This window comes from Neisseria mucosa (assembly GCA_003028315.1).
GTDB classification, from domain to species: Bacteria; Pseudomonadota; Gammaproteobacteria; order Burkholderiales; family Neisseriaceae; genus Neisseria; species Neisseria mucosa.
This window is the reverse complement of record CP028150.1, coordinates 1,668,794-1,691,132: the sequence shown is the minus strand read 5'-3', so window position 1 is coordinate 1,691,132 and position 22,339 is coordinate 1,668,794. Positions and strand designations below refer to the sequence as shown.

The following is a 22,339-nucleotide window of genomic DNA, read 5'->3' as shown; positions in this document are numbered from 1 at the left end:
TTTCAGACGACCTTTTGACTGAATGGCTGTCAACTTTACCGTTTACGCCGCATCGTACAAACCGCGCACCACCCTGCCGATGGCGGCGATGCCTTTTTCCAGCGTTTCCGCGTCCTGCGCGATGCTCATGCGGATGCACTCGCGGGCGTGCGGGTAATCCTGCGTGTCGATGCCGACGAAGAAATGTTCGCCCGGAATAATCAGCGTGCCTTCGGCTTTGAGCATTTCGTACAGGGTTTGCGACGAAACGGGCAGGTTTTCAAACCAGAGCCACAGAAAAATCGCGCCTTCGGGCTTGTGGATTTTCAGCGGATACGCGCCCAGCTCACGCTTGAGCAGCGAGACGGCGGTTTGCGCCTGATTGCGGTAAAACGGCCGGATGACGTCGTCTGAAAGCTGTTTCAGACGACCGTCCTGCAACAGCGGCGTTACGATGGCTGCGCCGAAGCGGGTGGGCGACAGGTTCACAATCGCGTTCAGGCTGCTGACGGCTTTGACGACTTCGGGCGCAGCGACGATGATGCCGGTGCGCACGCCCGGCAGGCCGACTTTGGAAAGGCTGAAGCAAAGGATGATGTTTTCGTGCCAATTCAGCGTCACGTCGCTGTAAATGATGTTGGGGAACGGCATTCCGTAGGCGTTGTCGATAATCAGCGGAATGCCGTGTTCTTGCGCCAAAGCGTCCAGCCGCGCCATTTCGCCGTCGGTCAACACATTGCCGGTCGGGTTAGTCGGGCGCGAACAGCAAATCGCGCCGATTTTGCCCGCTTTGAGTTCAGGCAGGCTTTCCAGCGCGTCAAAGTCCACGTGGTATTTGAAGAAGCCTTCTTCGCCTTCGTGTTCGACAGCTTCGATTTTCGGTTTGACGGAAACGAAGTGCTGCCCTTCGACATGCACGTCGGCATAGCCGATGTATTCGGGCGCGAGTGGCAGCAGGATGGCTTTCTCTACGGAAAGGTCGTCTGAAACCTTAAATTTGCCGCCGAAGAGGTTGAAAAGATAGAAAAACGCGTTCTGTGAACCGTTAGTCAACGCGATATTGTCAGCGGTCAGGTGCCAGCCGTATTCGCGGTTGAGGAAGGCGGTCAACGCGTCAATCAGCGCGGCATCGCCTTGGGGATTGGAGTAGTTGCCGATGTTCTCGACGGCGTGTTCCGCCGCCAGCTTTGAAAATACGTCGGCGAACACGGAGTTGACTTCGGAGATCCGCGCCGGATTGCCGCCGCCGAGCATGTTGACGGGCTTGTCGCTTTTGAGCGCGTCGCCGAGGTCGTCCATAAGTTGCAGGATGCCGCTGTGTTGCGTGAATTTTTCGCCGAATGCCGAGAACTGCATGATGACTCCGTGTAAATATGATTGGCGGGGATTATATCAGCTTGATATGGAGGGAGGCTTTCTGCCAGCCTGAAAACGGGTTTCAGACGACCTTTGATATTTAGGAAGATGTTCCGCCCGTCCATTCGGGTACGGCGCCGGTGTCGAAACCTAAAAGTGAAAGCGCGTGGGCGGTGCTGTGGGTGATGATGTCGTCTATGGTTTGCGGCTGCTGGTAGAGGGCGGGGGTAGGCGGGAAGACGATGCCGCCCATTTCGGTAACGCGGCGCATATTGTCCAGATGGGCAAGGTTGAGCGGGGCTTCGCGCACCATCAGCACAAGGCGGCGGCGCTCTTTCAGGACCACGTCCGCCGCGCGTGTCAGCAGGTTGTCGCCGAAGCCGTTTGCAACCGCAGCCAGCGTGCGCATCGAACAAGGGGCAATCAGCATCCCGTCGGTTTTAAACGAACCGCTGGCGATGGCGGAACCTATATGGTTTATCGGATGGACGACATCGGCAAGGCGGTAGAGTTCGTCTTTTTCATACGGCGTTTCCAGCGCGCGCGTCATTTCCGCGCTTTTGGATACCACCAGATGCGTTTCGACATCGTGTGCGCGCAAAAGCGCCAAGGCCTTGATGCCGTATTGGAAACCGCTGGCTCCGCTGATGCCGATAATCAAACGTCGGGTCATGAAAGTCTCTCGTAAAAACGTATTTGGGTAACATTATAAAGCAGGTCGTCTTGACAGGCAGGTTTCATATTTTGAACAGCGGCTGTTTGACTGAAAGCAAGGGTAGGGGAGGCGGTTCGGCAGAAGCAGCCGAAATATGTTATAAATAAGCCCTTCTACCGACCTCAAATTGGAGCATACGACATGGAATTGGTATTTATCCGCCACGGACAAAGCGAATGGAACGCGAAAAACCTGTTTACAGGCTGGCGCGACGTGAAACTGAGCGAGCAGGGGCTTGCCGAAGCTGCCGCCGCCGGTAAAAAACTGAAGGAAAAAGGCTACGAGTTTGACATCGCCTTCACTTCCGTTCTGACCCGCGCGATTAAAACCTGCAACATCGTTTTGGAAGAATCCGACCAACTGTTCGTGCCGCAAATCAAAAGCTGGAGGCTGAACGAACGCCACTACGGCCAACTGCAAGGTTTGGACAAAAAACAAACCGCCGAAAAATACGGCGACGAGCAAGTCCACATCTGGCGCCGCAGCTACGACACCCTGCCGCCGCTGCTCGATCCGAAAGACCCGTTCTCCGCGCACAACGACCGCCGCTATGCCAACCTGCCCGCCGATGTTATCCCCGACGGCGAAAACCTGAAAGTTACTTTGGAGCGCGTATTGCCGTTCTGGGAAGACCAAATCGCCCCCGCGCTTCTGAGCGGCAAACGCGCCCTGGTCGCCGCCCACGGCAACTCCCTGCGCGCATTGGCCAAACACATCGAAGGCATTTCCGACGAAGACATCATGGGCTTGGAAATCCCGACCGGTCAGCCGCTGGTGTACAAATTGGACGACAATTTGAAAGTGGTTGAAAAATTCTATCTGTAAGCTTTGCGGATAATAAAAAGGTCGTCTGAAACCCTGATTTGTGGTTTCAGACGGCCTTTCTTGTCTGAATACGCGTAGAAAGCCTATTGGGCGGTAAAGGTCGTCTGAAAAGTCTGTCCGCCTATGGTGATGTCGGCGATGTAGTCGCGTCTGCCTTCGACGCAGACGGGCAGGTGGATTTGGTGCGCTTGCCAAGTGCGCGGGGATTGTTGTTGGAGCATATAGCGGTTGAAGCCCATGTCCATGTCTTTCATGCTGAAGCTGATGCTGACTTGTTGTGTTTCGGCTGGGGCGTTTTCGACGGTGATGTCGAAGGCGGAGCGGTGGCTGATGGGGGTGGAGCGGACGTGCGAGCCGTCGGGCAGGATGCAGCCTTTGATGAGGTTGCACTCGGCGGCGCGGGCTTGGGGTTGTTGTTTCTGCCACCAGTTCAGCAGCAGGAGTTTGGCGGCGGCGAAGAGGATGAGGAGGACGCCTGCGAGGAGGAGTTTGCGGTTTTTGTCCATTTCAGACGACCTCGGTGTCATTGTCGGACAGGACGGCGTGTGCGCCTGTCGAGAGCCAGCGGTCGCGGTAGCTTGAAACCAGTGTTTCGGGCGCGGCGACAACCAGCGGAACAGATACGCCTTGTTCCAATATTTCAAGCACTTGCCGTGCGCTTGCGTCGTCGTTGACTTGCCAAACGACGACGTCGGCATCTTGTACGCGCTGCCATTGTTCGCGGGTGTGTATCGATACCCAAACGCTTTGGGCTTGGGGCAGTTTGCCGAGCTTGTGCAGTTCGGTTTCTGAGATGAGGATGTTGGCGTGGTGCGGTTCGGCTAGGGAGTAGGGGGCGACGCGGTATTCGCCGGTACTGTTTTGTCCGTGCAAACCGGTTTTCAGACGACCTTTAAGTTGGCGCGGGACGGAGAGGGCGCGCAGTAGCGGACCGTTGGCGGGCAGCATGGGGGCGACGTTGAAATCGCCCGCTTTTTGCCACGACCATGCCTGTCCTTCGCGGGATTGGGGTTCGCCCGTCCATTGGTCGGGGTTTACCCATAGAAATTTCAGGCAGACGCGGGCGTGTTCGTAGGAATGGATTTTGGTCAGCCAAGGTGTGGCGGCTAGGATGCGGATGCCGAGTTCTTCTTCAAACTCGCGTTGCAGGGCTTGGAAGTCGGTTTCGCCCGCTTCGACTTTGCCGCCGGCAAATTCCCAATATCCGGCATAGGGCTTGCCTTCGGGGCGGGAACTGAGCAGGTAGTCGCCGTCTTGGTTGAGCAGGATGCCGGCAACGACGCGGATAAGGGGGCGGGTGTCTTGGGTCATGGGAATAGGGAGAAGGGTCGTCTGAAAATTCGGAAAGGTCGGATTTGGGAATCCGACCTGCCAATGGGGGCTGTCTTATTTTTCGGCAACGACAAATGCCAACACGGTATCTTCTTCGTCGCTCATGCTGAGGCTGACGCGGCTGATGCCTTGTTCTTCCAGCCATTTGGATAGGGCGGGGGCGTAGAAGAATTCGGGTTTGCCCAATGCGTCATGCCCGATGCCGATGTTGCGGAAGGAAACCGCGCCGCGTATGCCCGTGCCGACGGCTTTGGCGAAGGCTTCTTTGGCGGCAAAGCGTTTGGCGAGGTAGTTGACGGGCTTGCCCGCTTGCGGGAATTCGAGCAGTTCTTCGGGGGTGAGGATGCGCTCGGCAAACGCCTGTCCGAACTTTTTGCTCAGGCGGATGATGCGTTTGAGGGAAACGATGTCTGTGCCTATGCCGTAAATCATGCGGTGGTCTCCTTGTTGAGAGAAGGTCGTCTGAAAAGGTGGGTGTTGCCGCATCAAGGCAGCAGTCTTGCCCTGAACATGGTTTCCTTCATCTGGCGGACGGCTTCGGGCAGGCCGAGGAAGAGGGCTTGGGCAATCAGCGAATGCCCGATATTCAACTCGCGGATGGCGAGGATTTGGGCGATGGGGGTAACGTTGTGTATGGTCAGGCCGTGTCCGGCGTTGACGACCAAGCCCAAATCGCTGGCAAAATGCGCGCCATTTTGCAGACGCTCGAATTGCTTGATTTGTTCGGCGTGGCTGTGTGCATCGGCGTATGCGCCGGTGTGCAGCTCGATAACGGGTGCGCCGACATCATGGGCGGCTTGGATTTGCTCGTTGTCGGCATCAATAAAGAGCGAAACGCGGATGCCTGCGTTGGTCAGGATTTTGGTGAACTCGGCGATTTTTTCCTGTTGCGCCAATACGTCCAAACCGCCTTCGGTCGTGATTTCCTGACGTTTTTCAGGCACGATGCACACGTCTTCCGGCATGACTTTAAGCGCGTTTTCCAGCATTTCTTCAGTCAGCGCCATTTCAAGGTTCAGGCGCGTGCGGATGGTATTTTTGACGGCGAACACGTCCGCGTCTTTGATGTGGCGGCGGTCTTCGCGCAGGTGCATGGTAATCAAATCCGCACCGTGCGTTTCCGCGACCAATGCCGCTTCCACGGGGCTGGGATAGGTCGTACCGCGGGCGTTGCGGACGGTGGCGATGTGGTCGATGTTTACACCTAAGAGCATGATGTGTCCTTTCTTTGTGTTTTCAGACGACCCGCTAATTGTAATCTTTCTGGTCGAAAAAGGCAGCATACCGACGCATGCTGCCTTGCTGATTGGGAAAAATTGCAGTTGCCATAAGGATGGAAAGTCGTCTGAAACTCCCTTTCAGACGACCTTTATGCTTTTTATACGCCTGCGGCTGCTTTCAATGCGGCAGCTTTGTCGGTGCGCTCCCAAGTAAACTCAGGCTCTTCGCGGCCGAAATGGCCGTAGGCGGCGGATTTGCCATAAATCGGGCGCAAGAGGTCGAGCATTTGGACGATGCCTTTGGGGCGCAGGTCGAAATGTTCGCGAACTAAGGCAATCAGTTTGTCTTCGCTGATTTTGCCTGTGCCGAAAGTATCGATGGAAATCGAGGTTGGTTCGGCAACGCCGATGGCGTAGGAAACCTGAATCTGACATTGGGTTGCCAAACCGGCGGCAACGATGTTTTTCGCGACATAACGGCAGGCGTAAGCGGCGGAACGGTCCACTTTGGACGGGTCTTTGCCGGAGAATGCGCCGCCGCCGTGCGGAGCCGCGCCGCCGTAGGTATCGACGATGATTTTACGTCCGGTCAAACCGCAGTCGCCTTGCGGGCCGCCGATGACGAAGCGGCCGGTCGGGTTGATCAGGTATTTGGTTTCGGCAGTCAGCATTTCGGGCGGCAGAACGGGCTTGATAATCTGCTCGATCACGGCTTTGCTCAGTTCTTCATGGCTGATTGCAGGGTCGTGCTGGGTGGACAGGACGACGGTGTCGATGCGTTTTACTTTGCCGGTTTCGCTGTCGTAAACTACGGTCAGCTGCGCTTTTGCGTCGGGACGCAGCCACGGCAGGCGGCCGTCTTTACGCAATTCGCTTTGACGCTGCATCAGGCGGTGGCTGTAATAGATGGCAAACGGCATCAGGGTCGGGGTTTCGTCGCAGGCGTAGCCGAACATCAGGCCTTGGTCGCCCGCGCCTTGGTTCAGGTCGATGCCTTCGCCTTCGTTCACGCCTTGGGCGATGTCGGGGGATTGCTGGTCGTAGTACACGCCGACCGCGCAGCCGTTGGCATCAAAGCCCAGCTCGGACGAGTTGTAGCCGATGCGTTTGATGGTTTCGCGTGCGACTTTGATGTAGTCCACATGGGCGGTGGTGGTGATTTCGCCCGCCAACACGCACAAACCGGTGTTTACCAGAGTTTCCGCCGCGACGCGCGCTTTGGGGTCTTGCGCCAAAACCGCATCCAAAATCGCATCGGACACTTGGTCGGCCACTTTGTCCGGATGGCCTTCGGAAACCGATTCGGAAGTAAACAGATATTCGCTCATTTCAATATTTTCCTTCAAAAACAAGCCGTCTGCTTTCAGACGACCTGTTGTTTCATCATATATCCCACAACGGAAATCATAACAAAATTTCCACCTGCGCTCCATCCAAATGATAAATATTCCCACTTGGATAAAACGGTTTGGAATCCTGCCAGCACAGAACATACGGGCAAAAAAATTCCCGCATCAAGCGGGGGGATTTGAATTGCCCTCTCGGACCACATCGGCTTTGCAGCCGTCCACCTTACCTTTCCATCTGAAAAGCAGGTTGGCATGGAATTCCCAACTCTTAATGCAGCGCGGATGTTAGCAGAAAAGCCCCGCCCCCGCAAGCCGCGCGCCCTTGCGTTTTACGTTACAATACGTCGTCTGAAAACACCCGAACACCCTATCATGCACCTGCCCTCCGCCATTCCCGCCCTTGCCGCCGCCCTCGCCCTTACCCTGCCCTTGGGCGCATGCGGCAAAAAAACATCCGAACAAACCGTGCTTCAGGGTGAAACGATGGGCACGACCTATACCGTCAAATACCTTTCAGACGACCTCCCCAACCCGCCCGCGCCCGAAGCCGTGAAAAAGCAGATTGACGGCGCGCTCGAAGAAGTCAACCGTCAAATGTCCACCTACCGCGAAGACTCCGAAATCAGCCGCTTCAACCAAATGCGCGAGACCCGCAAACCCATGCCCGTTTCCGCCGATTTCGCCGCCGTAACCGCCGAAGCCTTACGCCTCAACCGCCTCACACAAGGCGCGCTCGACGTAACCGTCGGCCCGCTCGTCAACCTTTGGGGCTTCGGACCGAACAAAGAAATTACCCGCGAACCCACCCAAGCCGAAATCGACAAAGCCGCCGCCCAAACCGGTACGGACAAAATCATCCTCACGCAAAACGGCAAACAAGCCACGCTCGCCAAAACCCAACCCGAAGCCTATCTCGACCTCTCCTCCATCGCCAAAGGCTTCGGCGTAGACAAAGTGGCAGGCGAACTTGAAAAACTCGGCATCCAAAACTACCTTGTCGAAATCGGCGGCGAATTGCACGGCAAAGGCCGCAACGCCCAAGGCGAACCTTGGCGCATCGGCATCGAACAGCCCAACATCGTCCAAGGCGGCAACACCCAAATCGTCGTCCCCCTCGACAACCGCTCCCTCGCCACCTCCGGCGACTACCGCATTTTCCACGTTGACCCGCAAGGCAGGCGGCTGTCCCACATCATCGACCCCAAAACCCGCCGCCCGCTGTCGCACCGCCTCGCCTCCATCAGCGTCGTCGCCGACAATGCCACCACCGCCGACGGCCTGTCCACCGGACTTTTCGTACTTGGCGAAACCGAAGCCCTCAAACTCGCCGAACAGCAAAACCTCGCCGTTTTCCTGATTATCCGCGACCAAAACGGCTACCATACCGAAATGTCCGGCGCGTTTAAAAAACTACTCCATTAATATCTACACACTCATATCCATCCCACAGGAACACCATCATGAAAACCCTACTTCTCACCTTCGGCCTCTTCCTCCTCGTCATCCTCGGCATGGCAGTCGGCTACATTTTCTCCAAGCGCACCATCAAAGGCAGTTGCGGCGGCATCTCTTCGCTGGGCATGAAAAAAGTCTGCGACTGCGACACCCCGTGCGACACGCTGCAAAAGAAACTGGACGAACAGAAACAGCAGGAAAGCAAAGGCATTACCGTCGATCACTGACCTTACCCGAATCAGGTTCAGCCTGACTTTGAGCTTGGCAACACAAAAGGTCGTCTGAAACCGCATATTGCAGTTTTCAGACGACCTTTGATTTGCAAGTTTGGCTGTTTTTAAAAGGCAGACAGCGATTTAGCAAAGCTGCTCAAATTGCCGTCATTTCCGTACAAGCAGGAAGGACAGGACAGATATTTCCAATGTCGATTACGATACCAATCTCGCCAAAAAGGTCGTCTGAAAAACCTGAAATCCGTTTTTCAGACGACCTTTTGCTTCTCCTTACAAGCGCGTAACGCTCAACACGCCTTTGACGTCGCCGAGGCTGGCGAGGACGCGCGGGAGGTCGTTGACTTGTTTGACTTCGAGCGTGAACCTCATGCTGGCTTCCAAGTCGCGGGACTGGGTTTGCACGGCGGTAACGTTGAGTTTGTGGCGGGCAAGCGCGTCGGATACGTCGCGCAAAAGCCCTGAGCGGTCTTGGGCGCGGATTTCGACATCGACGGCGAACACTTGCCCTTCCTGCAACGCCGCCCAGCTTGCGTTCAACACTTTCTCGGGTGCTTGTTCGGCGAGGTGTTGGAAAGAGGGGCAGGTTTTGCGGTGGACGGAAATGCCGCGTTCGCGGGTAACGAAGCCGACAATATCGTCGGGCGGCGCGGGTTTGCAGCATTTGGCAAGCGTGGTCATCAAACCGTCTTCGCCATCGATGAGCACACCGGTTTTGCCGCCTTTTTTGATTTTGGACTGTTTGACGATGGTGGTTTCGCTGACGGGCACGGGCGGCGGTTCGTTCAGCGTGCCGCAGGCTTTCTGGATGGCGCGGTTGGAAATTTCGCCTTGTCCGACGGCGGTGTAGAGGTCGTCGAGTTTTTTGTAGCCGAGGTTTTCGGCAAGCTCTTGCAGGTTAGGTTTGGGCGTGAGTTTGGCAAGCTGTTTGTCGAGTTGGACGCGGCCTTCTTCGCGCACGGTGTCGGCGTTTTGCTGGCGGATGTAGGCGCGGATTTTGCTGATTGCCTTGCTGGATTTGACCCAGCCTTCGTAGAGCCAGTTGACGGAAGGATGCCCTTCTTTGGCGGTAATGATTTCAACGCGCTGTCCGTTTTCGAGCGGGGTGGACAGCGGTACGATTTGCCCTTCGACTTTCGCGCCGCGGCAACGGTCGCCGATGCTGCTGTGCAGGGCGTAGGCAAAGTCGATGGGGGTCGCGCCCGTAGGCAGGGAGAGGACTTTGCCGTGCGGGGTCAGGACGTAAATCGTGTCGTTGAAAAGCTCGGTTTTGAAGGCGGCGGCGAGGTCTTCCTTGCCGCTTTCCGCCATGTTCTCGCGCCAGTCCAAGAGTTGGCGCAACCAAGCGATTTTTTGTTCGTAGGCGGAGTCGCCCTTACCGCCCTCTTTATAACGCCAGTGGGCGGCGACACCGAATTCGTTGAATTGGTGCATATCGAAGGTGCGGATTTGCACTTCCACGCCTTTGTCTTCCGGGCCGACGATGACGGTGTGCAAACTTTTATAGCCGTTGCCTTTGGGGTTGGCGATGTAGTCGTCGAACTCGCCGGGGATGGGCTGCCAGAGGCTGTGGACGATACCCAGCGTGGTGTAACACTCGGGGACGGTATCGACCAGAATCCGCACGGCGCGGATGTCAAAGAGCCCGTCGAAGCTGAGTTTTTTCTTCACCATTTTTTTGTAAATGGAGTAGATGTGTTTCGGGCGGCCGGCTACTTCGAAGTGAACGTTGTATTTTTTAAGTTCGCCACGCAGGATGTTGAGGAAGTTTTCGATGTATTCGAGGCGTTCGGTGCGTTTTTCGTCCAAAAGCAGCGCGATTTCGCGGTATTTTTCGGGTTCTTGATGGCGGAAGCCGAGGTCTTCGAGCTGCCATTTGAGCTGCCAAACGCCCAAACGGTTGGCGAGCGGGGCGAAGATGTCGAGGGTTTCTTTGGCGACGGCGCGTTTTTCGGGGCTGTCGGGGATATTGCTGAGAAACTGCATGGTGCGGGTACGCATGGCGAGCTTGATCAACACGACGCGGATGTCAGTTACCATCGCCAGCAGCATTTTACGCATGGTTTCGGCTTGCTGGGCGCGCTCTTCAGGCGTGGCAAGGCTGTCCACGCGGGCGAAGTGTGTAAGCTTCTGCACTTCGTCCACACCTTTGACCAGCTCGGCGACGGTGCTGTTGCAGCGTTCCGTGAGCAGCTCGCGCCAGTCGGGCACAAAACGCACAATGTCGGCCAAAAGCGTGGCGGCCACCGCATCGGGCAGCAAATCCAATTCGTTCACCATACGCGCCGCACCCAAAAGGTGCGCCAAAAGCGGCTCGCCCGCAGGCGTGGCCGCATCGGCAGGATAATGCGTCTCGGCCAGCGACAAGGCCGTCTGAAGCAGCTTTTGCGCAGGTTCGGGCAAACCGGCGGTGTGCGCGTCAAACCACGCGCGGGATTCTTGCATCGGTGCGGCGGGGATTTCCGGTGTTTGTCGTGTGTTGCTCATGGCGTGCCGTTTCTCCGTTTGTTTTGTTTCGACATAGCGGCTGTATTGTAGCAGCTTGCCCGTATTTTGCGACAAAGCATGTTTCAGACGGCCTGGGCTACCCAACTTGCAATAACATATAAACATCAAAATAAAACAAACAATTAGCGTGTAAATGTGCTTGCAGTGAAAAAATATTGGGAATAATATCAATGCAAGTAATAATTTTTATCAAGAAGGAGATGAGTGTGAAATTTTTAGCTGCTTTGCTGTGGCCGGCCATGTTGCTGCCCATTTTGTCTCATGCCGATAGCGGCATTCAGACGGTCTCTGTTTCTCAAGCATATGCGGATGACGCAACGGGCTGCGAGCAGCTTTATCCTGTAAATAGCTTCGAGAGTTTGTTCAGGCAGATGGCAGGCACGCTGCGCAGCGCCTGTCTGCTTAATATGCCGCCCGAAGATTTAGCGAAAAAGTGGCAGATTCCCGTGTACCGGCGCTATGTGCGGCTTTCCGGCCGTTTGCGGCCTGACGGAGAAAAACAGGCGGTACTCAGATGGAAAGACAAGGCAGAGCGGCAGAAATGGCTCAAACACAGGCGGCGTAAGCTAAAACGGCCGACCGACGGCTTTACGGTAGTGCATCAGACCAACTACAACGGCAGTACTTTTTTAGAAATCGAAGCAACGCCTGATTATTTAAAGCATTACCGTTCGCTGTTTCCTGACAACCGTTATCCCGAGGATTTGCCCCTGCCAAGAATTGCTTTGCATCCAATGTTTAGGCCTATACTTTGTTCTGATTCTGCTGTAAGTTTTGAAAAATCATTAGAGGCTATTGACAACAACGGTCATATTAAGGATTTTCATGCAAGATTGTCTATTAAAGATAGTGTATCTCTATACTTTATGCATGATAACCAAGAAAATATGAGATGTAGCAAGGAAATATCTTATATTCAATATGAAAAAAATTATTTTATCACCAATTAAAATTAAAAATTTACTCTAACAATTAATAGGAGAATTATTATGGCAACAGTTCAAAATGCACAAATCCGGCAGCATTTTATTCGCATGGGCATGCCTAAAAAGGAGATTGATAGCATCATGCGGGATAATGTTATTATGCAAAAGACTCATATTTTTATCAATAAATGGGGGCTATCAAGTATTCGTGTCGATCATCATGTTCCAGCCACTTATACAACGAGAAAATTAAAAGGAGACATTGAATACCGTGAGATGGTATTTGGAAAAGATTATCTTACGGCTTCTGATTATGCCCATGAAATCGAGCATGGTATTTCTGATACTCTTTATAGACTAGATCTTGCTGATGAGAGAAATCCAACAAAAAACCTTACTGCAAATGAGTATGCCCGCCGTTTTTTGTATGAAGAAGGAAAAGCCGAATACAACCGTTTTCAGTTTGATTTGCGGAACAATCCCAAAGAAACCAAATACGGATCGGATACGGCAGCAATCAAGGCGATGAACCAGCAACAGGCTGTTGATTATTTTGCCCATAAAATGAAAACCCAAAACCCCAGCGGCCAGCCCAGCCATACTTATTGGACATGGGCGAAATCTATATTCCTTGAGGAAACCAATCCAAACCTGCTAAACGGTAAAACTCCGGCCGAAAAGCAAAAAATTCTGCAATCAGGAATGGATGAAGCAGCGCCTGACCATCCCAACAGACTGTTTGGCGTAGGTGACGAGCGGGTTCGCTTTCAGAAAACCGATCCAAATATGCCGCTTAGTCTGATGCCGATGATGGCGCGTGGAAATCCTACGCTGATGGTGGTATTTGTACCTGCCAACAGCCGTTTGGCAGACGGTACGGTAACGACGGCTGCAAGAACAGCGTTATATTATTCTTCAGGCGGAAAGCAGGGGGCGATTGAATTCGGTATCGGCAGCGCGGGCAAGAGTGTCAGCTTCAACGATAATTTAGTAAATTACTCAAAAAGTGCGTATGCGGCACTGATTACTTCAGCCAGTAGGCTTCATTCCAATGCAGTGAACCGCTTGGCTACTTTGGTCGAACAGCAAAAATCTGAACAGGCATCAGGAAAAGGCAAAGAAATTCATAATGAAAACGAAGCTTTGAAAGCTTTGCAGGATTTACTGAACAAAGCCAATATTTCACTTGATTTGCAGGGCGGAGTGGATAATCTTCAGCAGAATTTTGACCAAATTGCCAAAAATTACCATACTCCTCTTGCTATCGAGCTGTATGGAGAAGAGTTGCTCACGACTTCGGTGGAGGATGGAGTGAGTTTTGATATGGATGGCGACGGGATGGCCGAACAGACGGCTTGGCTCAAAAAAGGCAGCGGTTTTTTGGTTTGGGATAAAAATGGAGACGGCATGGTAAACGACGGAACGGAGATGTTTGGTGAGGCAACAGTTATGTCTGACGGCAAGCGCGCAGAAAACGGCGTAGAAGCTTTGAAAGATTTGGACAGCGACAATAATAATATCATTAATCAATATGATGAATTGTGGGGCGAGCTAAGAATCTGGCATGACGAAAACGGTAACGGGAAAACGGAGGAAGGAGAGCTTTCTCTATTGTCCGACTGGGATATCCAGTCGATCTCTTTGGATTTTGCAGAAATCAATCTGAAAGATGAAGCCGATAATAAAATATTATTTGAATCAGAAGTGGTTTTGGAAAACGGGGAAAGGCGCAAGGTTGCCGATATTGATTTCCAAAACGACAAAGGAATTTACAATGAGTTGGCAGGTGAAATTTCAGCAGAGACAGCCGCTGATGTCGTGTATCCGACGGAAATTTCAACATCGGTTATACTGCCCGGAGAAAATACTGCATATATCCCGGCCGTATAAACACGTTATCAGATATGGCTTCCAAAGATATTTGGCAGGATAATCCTTTTGCGTGAGGCATTCAGACGGCCTTTGCCCAATCAAACCCATTTTCGGAGGATTTTTAATGAAACTGTATTACTACGACCATTGCCCGTTTTGCGTGCGGGCTCGGATGGCGGCGGTGCTGTTGGCCGCGGACGTTGAAGAAGTCGTGCTGGCAAATGACGACGAGGCGACGCCCATCAGCATGATCGGCGCGAAACAAGTGCCTATCCTGCAAAAAGAAGACGGTTCGTTTATGGGCGAGAGTTTGGACGTTGTCCGCTATCTTGACCGCGAGGGTCGTCTGAAAAATGAAATCCGCCCGGAAATACAGGCGTGGTTTGACAAAGTGGGCGAATACAACCTGAAACTCGTCCAGCCGCGCGTGATCAAACTCGAGCTGCCCGAATTTGAAACGCCGGAAGCGGTAAAATATTTCACGGACAAAAAAGAGAAAAGCATCGGTAGCTTCGCCGCCAATTTGGAGAAAACCGGTCAGTATGTGCAACGTCTGAACGGGGATTTGGCGGAACTGGAAACGCTGATGGCCGAAGGCGGCGCAGGTTTGAACGGCGAAATCGGCATGGAAGACATATTGGTGTTCCCGATATTGCGCAACCTGACCGTCGTACGCGGTGTCGAGTGGCCGCAGAAGGTTATGGACTACCTGCTGCGCATGAGCGAAGCATCGGGCGTGCCGCTGTATTTCGACCGCGCCTTGTAATAACCGAATCCGCCGGATAAAACAAACGGAAAGGTCGTCTGAAAACAGTTTTCAGACGACCTTTCCGTTTGCGCCCGCCCTACCTTCCGGGAGTGAATGGAATCAGGCGGAACAAGCATGGCGAGAAATTGTTGATGTATGACCCCGAACAGATCGGGTGATACATCAATAATTCCTAGCTGTGCTTATTGTGCGGCAGGTGCAGAAGCAGCTGCTGCGGCTGCGCCTTCAGCGGCGCTGCGTTGGTAGCCTTTGTCTTTCATACATGCATCGAACACGGCGCGGTCTTGGTTTGCACCGGAAGCTTGTTGACATTGAGCGATTGCCTCTTCAACGCTTACGCTAGGGGTTTTAGCTTCTTCAGTAGTTTTGCTGCTGGAGCAGGCACCCAGCATCAGGCTTGCAGCGGCAACGGCGATCAATAAAGTTTTCATGTCGTATATTCCTATTGTGATTGATGGTTTACAGCGCAAATTTGCGTCTGTCTCAAAACAGAGTCCCATTAGTACGATTTAGTTTCATTTACATATGAAAGGTTTCGATAAGTTTGAACTATGACAGTAAATGCCGTCAGGAAATGATAAGCGGTTTCAAAAATTTAAGGGACATAAACGCCGTCGGCATGGCAATGTAAAAAATCCCCTTTCCACTCCGGCAACACCGCCCAATCCCAACGCCCCGACCGCCTGCCGTTGGGCGGCGCAAGGGTTTTATGGCATAATCGCGCTTACCTTTCCATACCGCAGAGACCATATCCCCACTTCTGCGGTTTGCCGTAAACCGGCCGCATACTTTGCCGGCGGCATCCTATCAAACACACAATCAAAACATCCTCCCGTTTCAGACGACCCCATGCGGCATTCCGCATCCCGTCCGGACAGAAAGATACCGCCATGAATCCATTCGCCTCACTCGGGCTTGGCAGCGAAATCGTTTCCGCGCTGACCGAACAAGGTTACGAAAACCCGACGCCCATCCAAGCCGCCGCCATCCCCAAAGCACTCGCCGGCCACGACTTGCTCGCCGCCGCCCAAACCGGCACAGGCAAAACCGCCGCCTTTATGCTGCCCAGCCTGGAACGCCTCAAACGCTACGCCACTTCCAGCACCTCGCCCGCGATGCACCCCGTGCGTATGCTCGTATTGACCCCGACGCGCGAACTTGCCGACCAAATCGACCAAAACGTGCAGGGCTACATCAAAAACCTGCCGCTGCGGCATACCGTCCTCTTCGGCGGCGTCAACATGGACAAACAAACCGCCGACCTGCGCGCCGGCTGCGAAATCGTCGTCGCCACCGTCGGCAGGCTGCTTGACCACGTCAAACAGAAAAATATCAACCTAAACAAAGTCGAAATCGTCGTCCTCGACGAAGCCGACCGTATGCTGGATATGGGTTTCATCGACGACATCCGCAAAATCATGCAGATGCTGCCCAAACCACGCCAAACCCTGCTCTTTTCCGCAACCTTTGCCCCTCCCATCCGCAAACTTGCCAAAGATTTCATGAACGCGCCCGAAATCGTCGAAGTCGCCGCGCAAAACACCACCAGCGCCAATGTCGAGCAGCACATCATCGCCGTTGACGCGCTCAAAAAACGCAATCTTTTAGAGCGGCTGATTGTCGATTTGCAGATGAACCAAGTCATCGTATTCTGCAAAACCAAACAAAGCGTTGACCAAGTCACCCGCGACCTCGTACGCCGCAACCTTGCCGCCCAATCCATCCACGGCGACAAATCCCAGCAAAGCCGCCTCGAAACCCTCAACGCCTTCAAAGAAGGCAGCCTGCGCGTCCTCGTCGCCACCGACGTCGCCGCACGCGGTCTGGATATCGCCGAGCTGCCCTTTGTCATCAACTACGAACTGCCGACCCAGCCCGAAGACTACGTCCACCGCATCGGGCGCACCGGCAGGGCGGGCGCGGACGGCGTCGCCATTTCCCTGATGGACAAAACCGAGCAAAAAATGTTTGAAGCCATCAAAGAGCTGACCGGCAATAACTTGGCAGTCGAACGCATCGAAGGCTTCGAACCGAACTGGTGGGGCGCAGATGCCGACGGCGATACCGCCGCAGACACCCAAGCCGCCCCAACCCGCAGCCGCGGCAGCGACAGAAACCGTTCCGAACGGAACAACCGCAGCGAACGCAATGAACGTAACGAGCGCGGCGACAAATCCCAAAAAGCCGACAAAACCGATCCCGGCGTAGCCTGCGGCACCATCGCCGGACGCAGTCGCCGCAGCCGCAGGGAACGCCAACCCTGCGCCCTGCTGCAACCCAATTACGGCGCAAAATAAAGCCGGCTCCCCATAAAACCCGAAAGGTCGTCTGAAAAAGATTTCAGACGACCTTTTGTGTACGGTCCGTTATTTTTGCTTACGCAGTTGCGGGTGGTTTTTCAGATTGTCCAAGAGGATGTCAATCATGCGCGGTGCGGTTTGGGCGAGGTCGAAACTTTTGTCGGACGAGAGCCAACGCCAAATCAGACCGTCCAGCATCGATTTGATGAAGATGACCGCCATGTCGGTATCCAAATCTTCGGATAAGGCATGTTGGGCAATGGATTTGGTCAGGACTTCGGTAATTTTCTCGCGCCAAATCGATTGATGTTTATCCGCAATGTCGATGACGGCAGCGTTCTGCTCGGTGTGTTCGCATTTTAAAAACAGGATGCTGTGGAATTTATAGTGGATGTCGTTGGTTTGCAGGCGTGTGAAAAAGTGCATCAAGGTGCGGCGGAAAAGCGACCACTCTTGTTCATCGCTATCGGCCGCGTCCTGATGCATACAGTTTTCGATGTCGTCGCAAATGCGCTGGAAGAGGGCGTCGAACAAGTCTTCTTTGTTTTTGAAATGCCAATACAACGCGCCACGCGTCACGCCGGCAGCTTGGGCGATTTCGTTGAGCGAAGTGCGCGCGATGCCTTTTTGGTAGAAGGTTTCCAGCGCGGCGAGCATGAGATGCTCTTTGGTTTTAAGGGCTTCGGTTTTGGTTTTCCGCATGATGCCTGTTTCAAGTTAAGTGGAATATTGGGGATTATAAAAAATACTTTGTATCCATGCAAGCATGTATGTATAATGGCGCCTGTAATTGAGATTGGCTCTCAAATATAAACTCTTTTTTCAGACGACCTGCTTCAGATATTGAAGCAGGCGATTGTTGTTTTCGGAACCAAAAATCGGCTCTGATAACAAAGTATATAGTGAAACTTCATAACAATTATCTAGATAGGAAAATCAATGATTTTTGATGCTTCTAAGGTGATGCGCATTGCGGCAATCGCTGCCGCTACCGCGTTGGCTCTTTCGGCGTGTAACAAAGGCTCCGATGCGGCGCAAGGTGCAAAAGATGAAAAAGGGCAGCAGCAGGCGGCTGCGAAAAAAGAGATGCCACCACCGGTAGTTGGTGTCGTTACCGTCCATCCTGAAACCGTTGCGCTGACGACCGAATTGCCGGGTCGTTTGGAGTCGCTGCGTACGGCGGATGTCCGCGCGCAAGTCGGCGGCATCATCCAAAAACGTCTGTTCCAAGAAGGAAGCTATGTCCGCGCCGGACAGCCGCTTTACCAAATCGACAGTTCCACCTATGAAGCAAATCTGGAAAGCTCGCGCGCCCAGTTGGCAAGCGCGCAGGCGACCCTCGCCAAAGCCAATGCCGACTTGGCGCGTTACAAACCGCTGGTTGCCGCCGATGCCATCAGTAAACAGGACTACGATGCGGCGGTAACGGCGAAACGTTCTGCCGAAGCAAGCGTCAAAGCGGCTCAGGCGGCGATTAAATCTGCCGGTATCAATCTGAACAGGGCGCGCATTACCGCGCCGATTTCAGGTTTCATCGGCCAGTCCAAAGTATCCGAAGGTACGCTGCTGAACGCAGGCGATACGACCGTACTGGCGACCATCCGCCAAACCAATCCTATGTATGTGAACATCACTCAATCCGCGACCGAAGTGATGAAGCTGCGCCAACAGGTTGCCGAGGGCAAATTGTCGAGCGTGGACGGCGCGATTGAAGTGGGCATCAAGTTCGACAACGGCGAAGTTTATCCGCACAAAGGCCGTTTGCTGTTCTCTGATCCGTCTGTGAACGAAACAACCGGACAAATCACGCTGCGCGCGTCAGTGCCGAACGACAAAAACATTTTGATGTCAGGTCTTTATGTGCGCGTTCTGATGGAACAAGTGGCTGCTGACAACGCTTTTGTCGTACCGCAGCAGGCAGTAACGCGCGGTACGAAAGATACCGTGATGATTGTGAACGCCAAAGGCGAAATGGAGCCGCGCGAGGTAACAGTCGCCCAGCAGCAGGGAACCAACTGGGTGATCACTGCGGGTCTGAACGACGGCGACAAAGTCGTTGTGGACGGCACCAGCATCGCCGCCATGATGGGTGCGAAAAAGGTTACGCCTAAAGAATGGACGCCTGCCGGAAGTGCTGCAGAAGCCGTGCCCAAAGCTGCTTCCGAAGTGAAGAAAGACGTTCAGACGACCTCTGAAGCCAAACCGGCATCCGCAGCTAAATAAGGAAGGCATCAATGGCTAAGTTTTTTATCGACCGCCCCATCTTTGCATGGGTCATTGCGATTTTTATTATCGCAGCGGGTGTTATCGGCATTAGGAGTTTGCCGGTTTCCCAATATCCGTCCGTTGCCGCTCCGACCATTACGCTGACCGCTACTTATCCGGGCGCGTCCGCGCAGGTGATGGAAGACAGCGTGCTTGCCGTTATTGAACGCAATATGAACGGTGTGGAAGGTTTGGACTACATGAGCACTTCCGCCGACTCCAGCGGCAGAGGCAGCGTAAGTTTGACGTTTACGCCTGAAACCGACGAAGATTTGGCGCAGGTGGATGTGCAGAACAAACTCTCCGAAGTATTGAGCAATCTGCCTGCTACCGTGCAGCAATATGGTGTTACCGTATCGAAAGCGCGTTCCAACTTCCTGATGATTGTAATGCTTTCGTCAGACGTACAGTCCACCGAGGAAATGAACGACTACGCACAGCGCAATATCGTTCCCGAGTTGCAGCGTATCGACGGTGTAGGTTCGGTACGGTTGTTTGGTGCGCAACGCGCCATGCGCATTTGGATTGATCCGAAAAAACTGCAAAACTACAACCTGTCGTTTTCTGCGGTAACCAACGCGCTTGCAACACAAAACATCCAAATTTCAGCAGGTTCTATCGGTTCTCTGCCTGCTGCGCCGGGACAGACCATTTCGGCGACAGTTACGGCGCAAGGTCAATTGAGTACGGCTGAAGAGTTCGGCAACATCATTTTGGTATCCAATACCGACGGCTCGAATGTCTATCTGAAAGATGTGGCGAAAGTCAGCTTGGGTATGGAAGACTATTCTTCTTCCACCCGCCTGAACGGTGTGAACACCACCGGTATGGCGGTGATGTTGTCCAACAGCGGTAATGCTTTGGCAACCGCCACCGCAGTGAAGGAAAAAATGGCGACCCTGCAAAAATACTTCCCGCAGGGTATGAGCTGGAAAACGCCTTACGATACTTCCAAATTCGTCGATATTTCGATTGAGAAAGTGATCCATACGCTTTTGGAAGCCATTGTATTGGTATTTTTGGTGATGTTCCTATTCCTGCAAAACATCCGCTATACGCTGATTCCGACTATTGTCGTGCCGATTTCGCTGTTGGGCGGTTTTGCCTTCATCTCTTATATGGGCATGTCGATTAACGTATTGACCATGTTTGCGATGGTATTGGTCATCGGTATCGTGGTCGACGATGCGATTGTGGTCGTTGAAAACGTCGAGCGTATTATGGCGACGGAAGGTTTGCCGCCTAAAGCCGCGACCAAAAAAGCGATGGGTCAGATTTCCGGCGCGGTGGTCGGTATTACCGCCGTCCTGATTTCCGTATTTGTGCCTTTGGCAATGTTCAGCGGTGCAACCGGTAATATTTATAAACAGTTCGCTTTAACCATGGCGGCATCGATTGCATTCTCCGCATTCCTTGCACTGACGCTGACGCCGGCATTGTGCGCCACCATGCTCAAGCCGATTCAGAAGGGGCATCACGAAGAGAAAAAAGGTTTCTTCGGCTGGTTCAATAAAAAATTTGATAGCTGGACACACGGTTATGAAGGCTGGGTTGCCAAAGTGTTGCGTAAGACTTTGCGCATGATGGTTGTTTACATCGGTTTGGCGGCTGTCGGCGTATTCCTGTTTATGCGCTTGCCGACTTCTTTCTTGCCGACCGAAGACCAAGGCTTCGTCATGGTCAGCGTGCAACTGCCCGCGGGTGCGACCAAAGAGCGTACCGATGCGACATTGGCGCAAGTTACCCAGTTGGCGAAAAGCATTCCTGAAATTGAAAATATCATTACTGTTTCCGGTTTCAGCTTTTCGGGCAGCGGTCAAAATATGGCTATGGGTTTTGCCATACTTAAAGACTGGAATGAGCGTAAAACTCCGGGCAGCGATGCAACGTCTATTTCAAACAAGCTGACTGGTATGATGATGGGTACGCTTAAAGACGGTTTCGGTATCGCTATTACGCCTCCTCCAATTATGGAGTTGGGTAACGGCTCGGGTCTGACCATCAACCTGCAAGACCGCAACAATACCGGTCATGCCGCATTGCTGGCGAAGCGCAACGAATTGATCGGCAAAATGCGCGAAAGCGGTCTGTTTGACCCGAGCACCGTCCGTGCCAGCGGTCTGGAGGATGCGCCGCAATTGAAAATCGACATCGACCGGGCCGCTGCTGCCGCACAGGGCATTTCGTTCTCAGACATCCGAACGACCCTGGCTTCCTCTTTGGGTTCGTCTTATGTCAACGACTTCCCGAACCAGGGTCGTCTGCAACGCGTGATGGTTCAGGCTGATGCTTCTGCTCGTATGCAGCCGTCCGACATCCTGAATTTGACTGTGCCCAACAGTTCCGGTGTCGCTGTCCCGCTTTCTACCATTGCTACTGTTTCCTGGCAGACAGGTACGGAACAAAGCGTCCGCTTCAACGGCTATCCCTCTATGGAACTTTCCGGCTCTCCGGCTACCGGTGTTTCATCCGGCCAAGCAATGGCTGCGGTACAGCAAATGGTTGACGAAATGGGCGGCGGTTACAGCCTAGAATGGGGCGGTCAGTCGCGCGAAGAAGCCAAAGGCAGTTCGCAAACCTTGATTTTGTACGGCTTGGCGATTGCTTCTGTATTCTTGGTGCTTGCCGCGCTTTATGAAAGCTGGTCTATCCCGCTGGCAGTTATCCTCGTGATTCCGTTGGGTTTGATTGGCGCGGCATTGGGTGTTACCGGGCGTAATACGTTTGAAGCTCTGTTGGGCAGTATCCCCTCGTTTACCAATGATATTTACTTCCAAGTCGGCTTTGTAACCGTAATGGGCTTGAGTGCGAAAAACGCGATTTTGATTATCGAGTTTGCCAAAGACCTGCAAGCGCAAGGCAAGAGCGCACTGGAAGCCGCGCTGGAAGCCGCACGCCTGCGTTTCCGTCCGATTATTATGACTTCGTTTGCCTTCATTTTGGGCGTGGTTCCGCTGTATATTGCCAGCGGTGCCAGCTCAGCCAGCCAGCGTGCCATCGGTACGACTGTGTTCTGGGGTATGTTGATCGGTACGATTTTGTCCGTGTTCCTTGTGCCGCTCTTTTATGTCATCGTGCGCAAATTCTTTAAGGAAAGCGCGCACGAACATGAAATGGCCGTGAAACACGCTGCTGAAGCAGGCATGATTTCCCTCGAAGATCAAAATACGGACAACAAGCACTAAGCAAAAAGGTCGTCTGAAAACCTGAAACACGGATTTCAGACGACCTCCAGGAA

20 protein-coding genes and 1 pseudogene are annotated in these 22,339 nt (G+C 53.4%); 10 read left to right on the top strand and 11 right to left on the bottom strand.

Annotation, left to right across the window (positions count from 1 at the left end; all coding sequences use genetic code 11):
- Window positions 1-42: 42 nt before the first annotated feature.
- Complete coding sequence (locus NM96_08470) at window positions 43-1,335, bottom strand: valine--pyruvate transaminase (protein AVR79360.1); 1,293 nt, start codon at window positions 1,333-1,335, stop codon at window positions 43-45.
- 100 nt (window positions 1,336-1,435) lie between these two features.
- Complete coding sequence (locus tag NM96_08465; protein AVR79359.1) at window positions 1,436-2,008, bottom strand: UbiX family flavin prenyltransferase; 573 nt, start codon at window positions 2,006-2,008, stop codon at window positions 1,436-1,438.
- 183 nt (window positions 2,009-2,191) lie between these two features.
- On the opposite strand from NM96_08465, the gene NM96_08460 reads away from it, so the two are divergent.
- Complete coding sequence (locus NM96_08460) at window positions 2,192-2,875, top strand: 2,3-diphosphoglycerate-dependent phosphoglycerate mutase (protein ID AVR79358.1); 684 nt, start codon at window positions 2,192-2,194, stop codon at window positions 2,873-2,875.
- 83 nt (window positions 2,876-2,958) lie between these two features.
- On the opposite strand, the gene NM96_08455 is transcribed toward NM96_08460, so the two are convergent.
- The 5 genes from NM96_08455 to NM96_08435 form a co-directional block, all read right to left on the bottom strand.
- Window positions 2,959-3,381, bottom strand: coding sequence for a hypothetical protein (locus tag NM96_08455; GenBank protein AVR79357.1), 423 nt, complete (start codon window positions 3,379-3,381; stop codon window positions 2,959-2,961).
- Between the two features lies 1 nt (window position 3,382).
- Complete coding sequence (locus tag NM96_08450; protein AVR79356.1) at window positions 3,383-4,186, bottom strand: NUDIX domain-containing protein; 804 nt, start codon at window positions 4,184-4,186, stop codon at window positions 3,383-3,385.
- Between the two features lie 75 nt (window positions 4,187-4,261).
- A complete protein-coding gene (locus NM96_08445) occupies window positions 4,262-4,639 on the bottom strand; it encodes a holo-ACP synthase (protein AVR79355.1) in 378 nt (125 codons plus the stop codon).
- A gap of 53 nt (window positions 4,640-4,692) precedes the next feature.
- Complete coding sequence (locus NM96_08440; protein AVR79354.1) at window positions 4,693-5,421, bottom strand: pyridoxine 5'-phosphate synthase; 729 nt, start codon at window positions 5,419-5,421, stop codon at window positions 4,693-4,695.
- Between the two features lie 164 nt (window positions 5,422-5,585).
- Complete coding sequence (locus tag NM96_08435) at window positions 5,586-6,755, bottom strand: methionine adenosyltransferase (protein ID AVR80303.1); 1,170 nt, start codon at window positions 6,753-6,755, stop codon at window positions 5,586-5,588.
- Window positions 6,756-7,028: 273 nt separating this feature from the next.
- Here NM96_08435 and NM96_08430 point away from each other — a divergent pair, with 273 nt between their 5' ends.
- Both NM96_08430 and NM96_08425 read left to right on the top strand, forming a co-directional pair.
- Complete coding sequence (locus tag NM96_08430) at window positions 7,029-8,198, top strand: thiamine biosynthesis protein ApbE (GenBank protein ID AVR79353.1); 1,170 nt, start codon at window positions 7,029-7,031, stop codon at window positions 8,196-8,198.
- A gap of 38 nt (window positions 8,199-8,236) precedes the next feature.
- Entirely contained in the window at window positions 8,237-8,458 is a 222-nt protein-coding gene (locus tag NM96_08425; protein AVR79352.1) for a (Na+)-NQR maturation NqrM, read from the top strand.
- 276 nt (window positions 8,459-8,734) lie between these two features.
- Here NM96_08425 and NM96_08420 read toward each other — a convergent pair whose 3' ends face one another.
- On the bottom strand, window positions 8,735-10,948 hold the full coding sequence (locus NM96_08420) for a GTP pyrophosphokinase (protein ID AVR80302.1): 2,214 nt from the start codon (window positions 10,946-10,948) through the stop codon (window positions 8,735-8,737).
- Window positions 10,949-11,139: 191 nt separating this feature from the next.
- Between NM96_08420 and NM96_08415 the strand changes: the two genes are divergently transcribed.
- The 4 genes and pseudogenes from NM96_08415 to NM96_08400 all read left to right on the top strand — a co-directional run bounded on the left by NM96_08415 (window position 11,140) and on the right by NM96_08400 (window position 14,533).
- On the top strand, window positions 11,140-11,919 hold the full coding sequence (locus tag NM96_08415; protein ID AVR79351.1) for a hypothetical protein: 780 nt from the start codon (window positions 11,140-11,142) through the stop codon (window positions 11,917-11,919).
- 39 nt (window positions 11,920-11,958) lie between these two features.
- Window positions 11,959-12,468, top strand: a pseudogene (locus tag NM96_08410) (hypothetical protein).
- A gap of 855 nt (window positions 12,469-13,323) precedes the next feature.
- Entirely contained in the window at window positions 13,324-13,785 is a 462-nt protein-coding gene (locus tag NM96_08405; GenBank protein AVR80301.1) for a bacteriocin, read from the top strand.
- Between the two features lie 106 nt (window positions 13,786-13,891).
- Entirely contained in the window at window positions 13,892-14,533 is a 642-nt protein-coding gene (locus tag NM96_08400) for a glutaredoxin (GenBank protein ID AVR79350.1), read from the top strand.
- A 185-nt stretch (window positions 14,534-14,718) separates the two neighbouring features.
- Here NM96_08400 and NM96_08395 read toward each other — a convergent pair whose 3' ends face one another.
- Window positions 14,719-14,967 carry a hypothetical protein gene (locus NM96_08395; GenBank protein ID AVR79349.1) on the bottom strand — a complete coding sequence of 83 codons (249 nt, stop codon included), beginning with the start codon at window positions 14,965-14,967 and terminating at the stop codon, window positions 14,719-14,721.
- A gap of 293 nt (window positions 14,968-15,260) precedes the next feature.
- On the bottom strand, window positions 15,261-15,428 hold the full coding sequence (locus NM96_08390; protein ID AVR79348.1) for an ATP-dependent DNA helicase: 168 nt from the start codon (window positions 15,426-15,428) through the stop codon (window positions 15,261-15,263).
- Here NM96_08390 and NM96_08385 point away from each other — a divergent pair.
- Window positions 15,427-16,833 carry an ATP-dependent helicase gene (locus NM96_08385; GenBank protein AVR79347.1) on the top strand — a complete coding sequence of 469 codons (1,407 nt, stop codon included), beginning with the start codon at window positions 15,427-15,429 and terminating at the stop codon, window positions 16,831-16,833. The genes NM96_08390 and NM96_08385 overlap by 2 nt on opposite strands.
- A 69-nt stretch (window positions 16,834-16,902) precedes the next feature.
- On the opposite strand, the gene NM96_08380 is transcribed toward NM96_08385, so the two are convergent.
- Window positions 16,903-17,538 carry a TetR family transcriptional regulator gene (locus NM96_08380; protein ID AVR79346.1) on the bottom strand — a complete coding sequence of 212 codons (636 nt, stop codon included), beginning with the start codon at window positions 17,536-17,538 and terminating at the stop codon, window positions 16,903-16,905.
- 237 nt (window positions 17,539-17,775) lie between these two features.
- Between NM96_08380 and NM96_08375 the strand changes: the two genes are divergently transcribed.
- Window positions 17,776-19,059, top strand: coding sequence for an efflux transporter periplasmic adaptor subunit (locus NM96_08375; GenBank protein AVR79345.1), 1,284 nt, complete (start codon window positions 17,776-17,778; stop codon window positions 19,057-19,059).
- Window positions 19,060-19,070: 11 nt separating this feature from the next.
- A complete protein-coding gene (locus NM96_08370; GenBank protein ID AVR79344.1) occupies window positions 19,071-22,286 on the top strand; it encodes a multidrug efflux RND transporter permease subunit in 3,216 nt (1,071 codons plus the stop codon).
- Window positions 22,287-22,339: the final 53 nt, after the last annotated feature.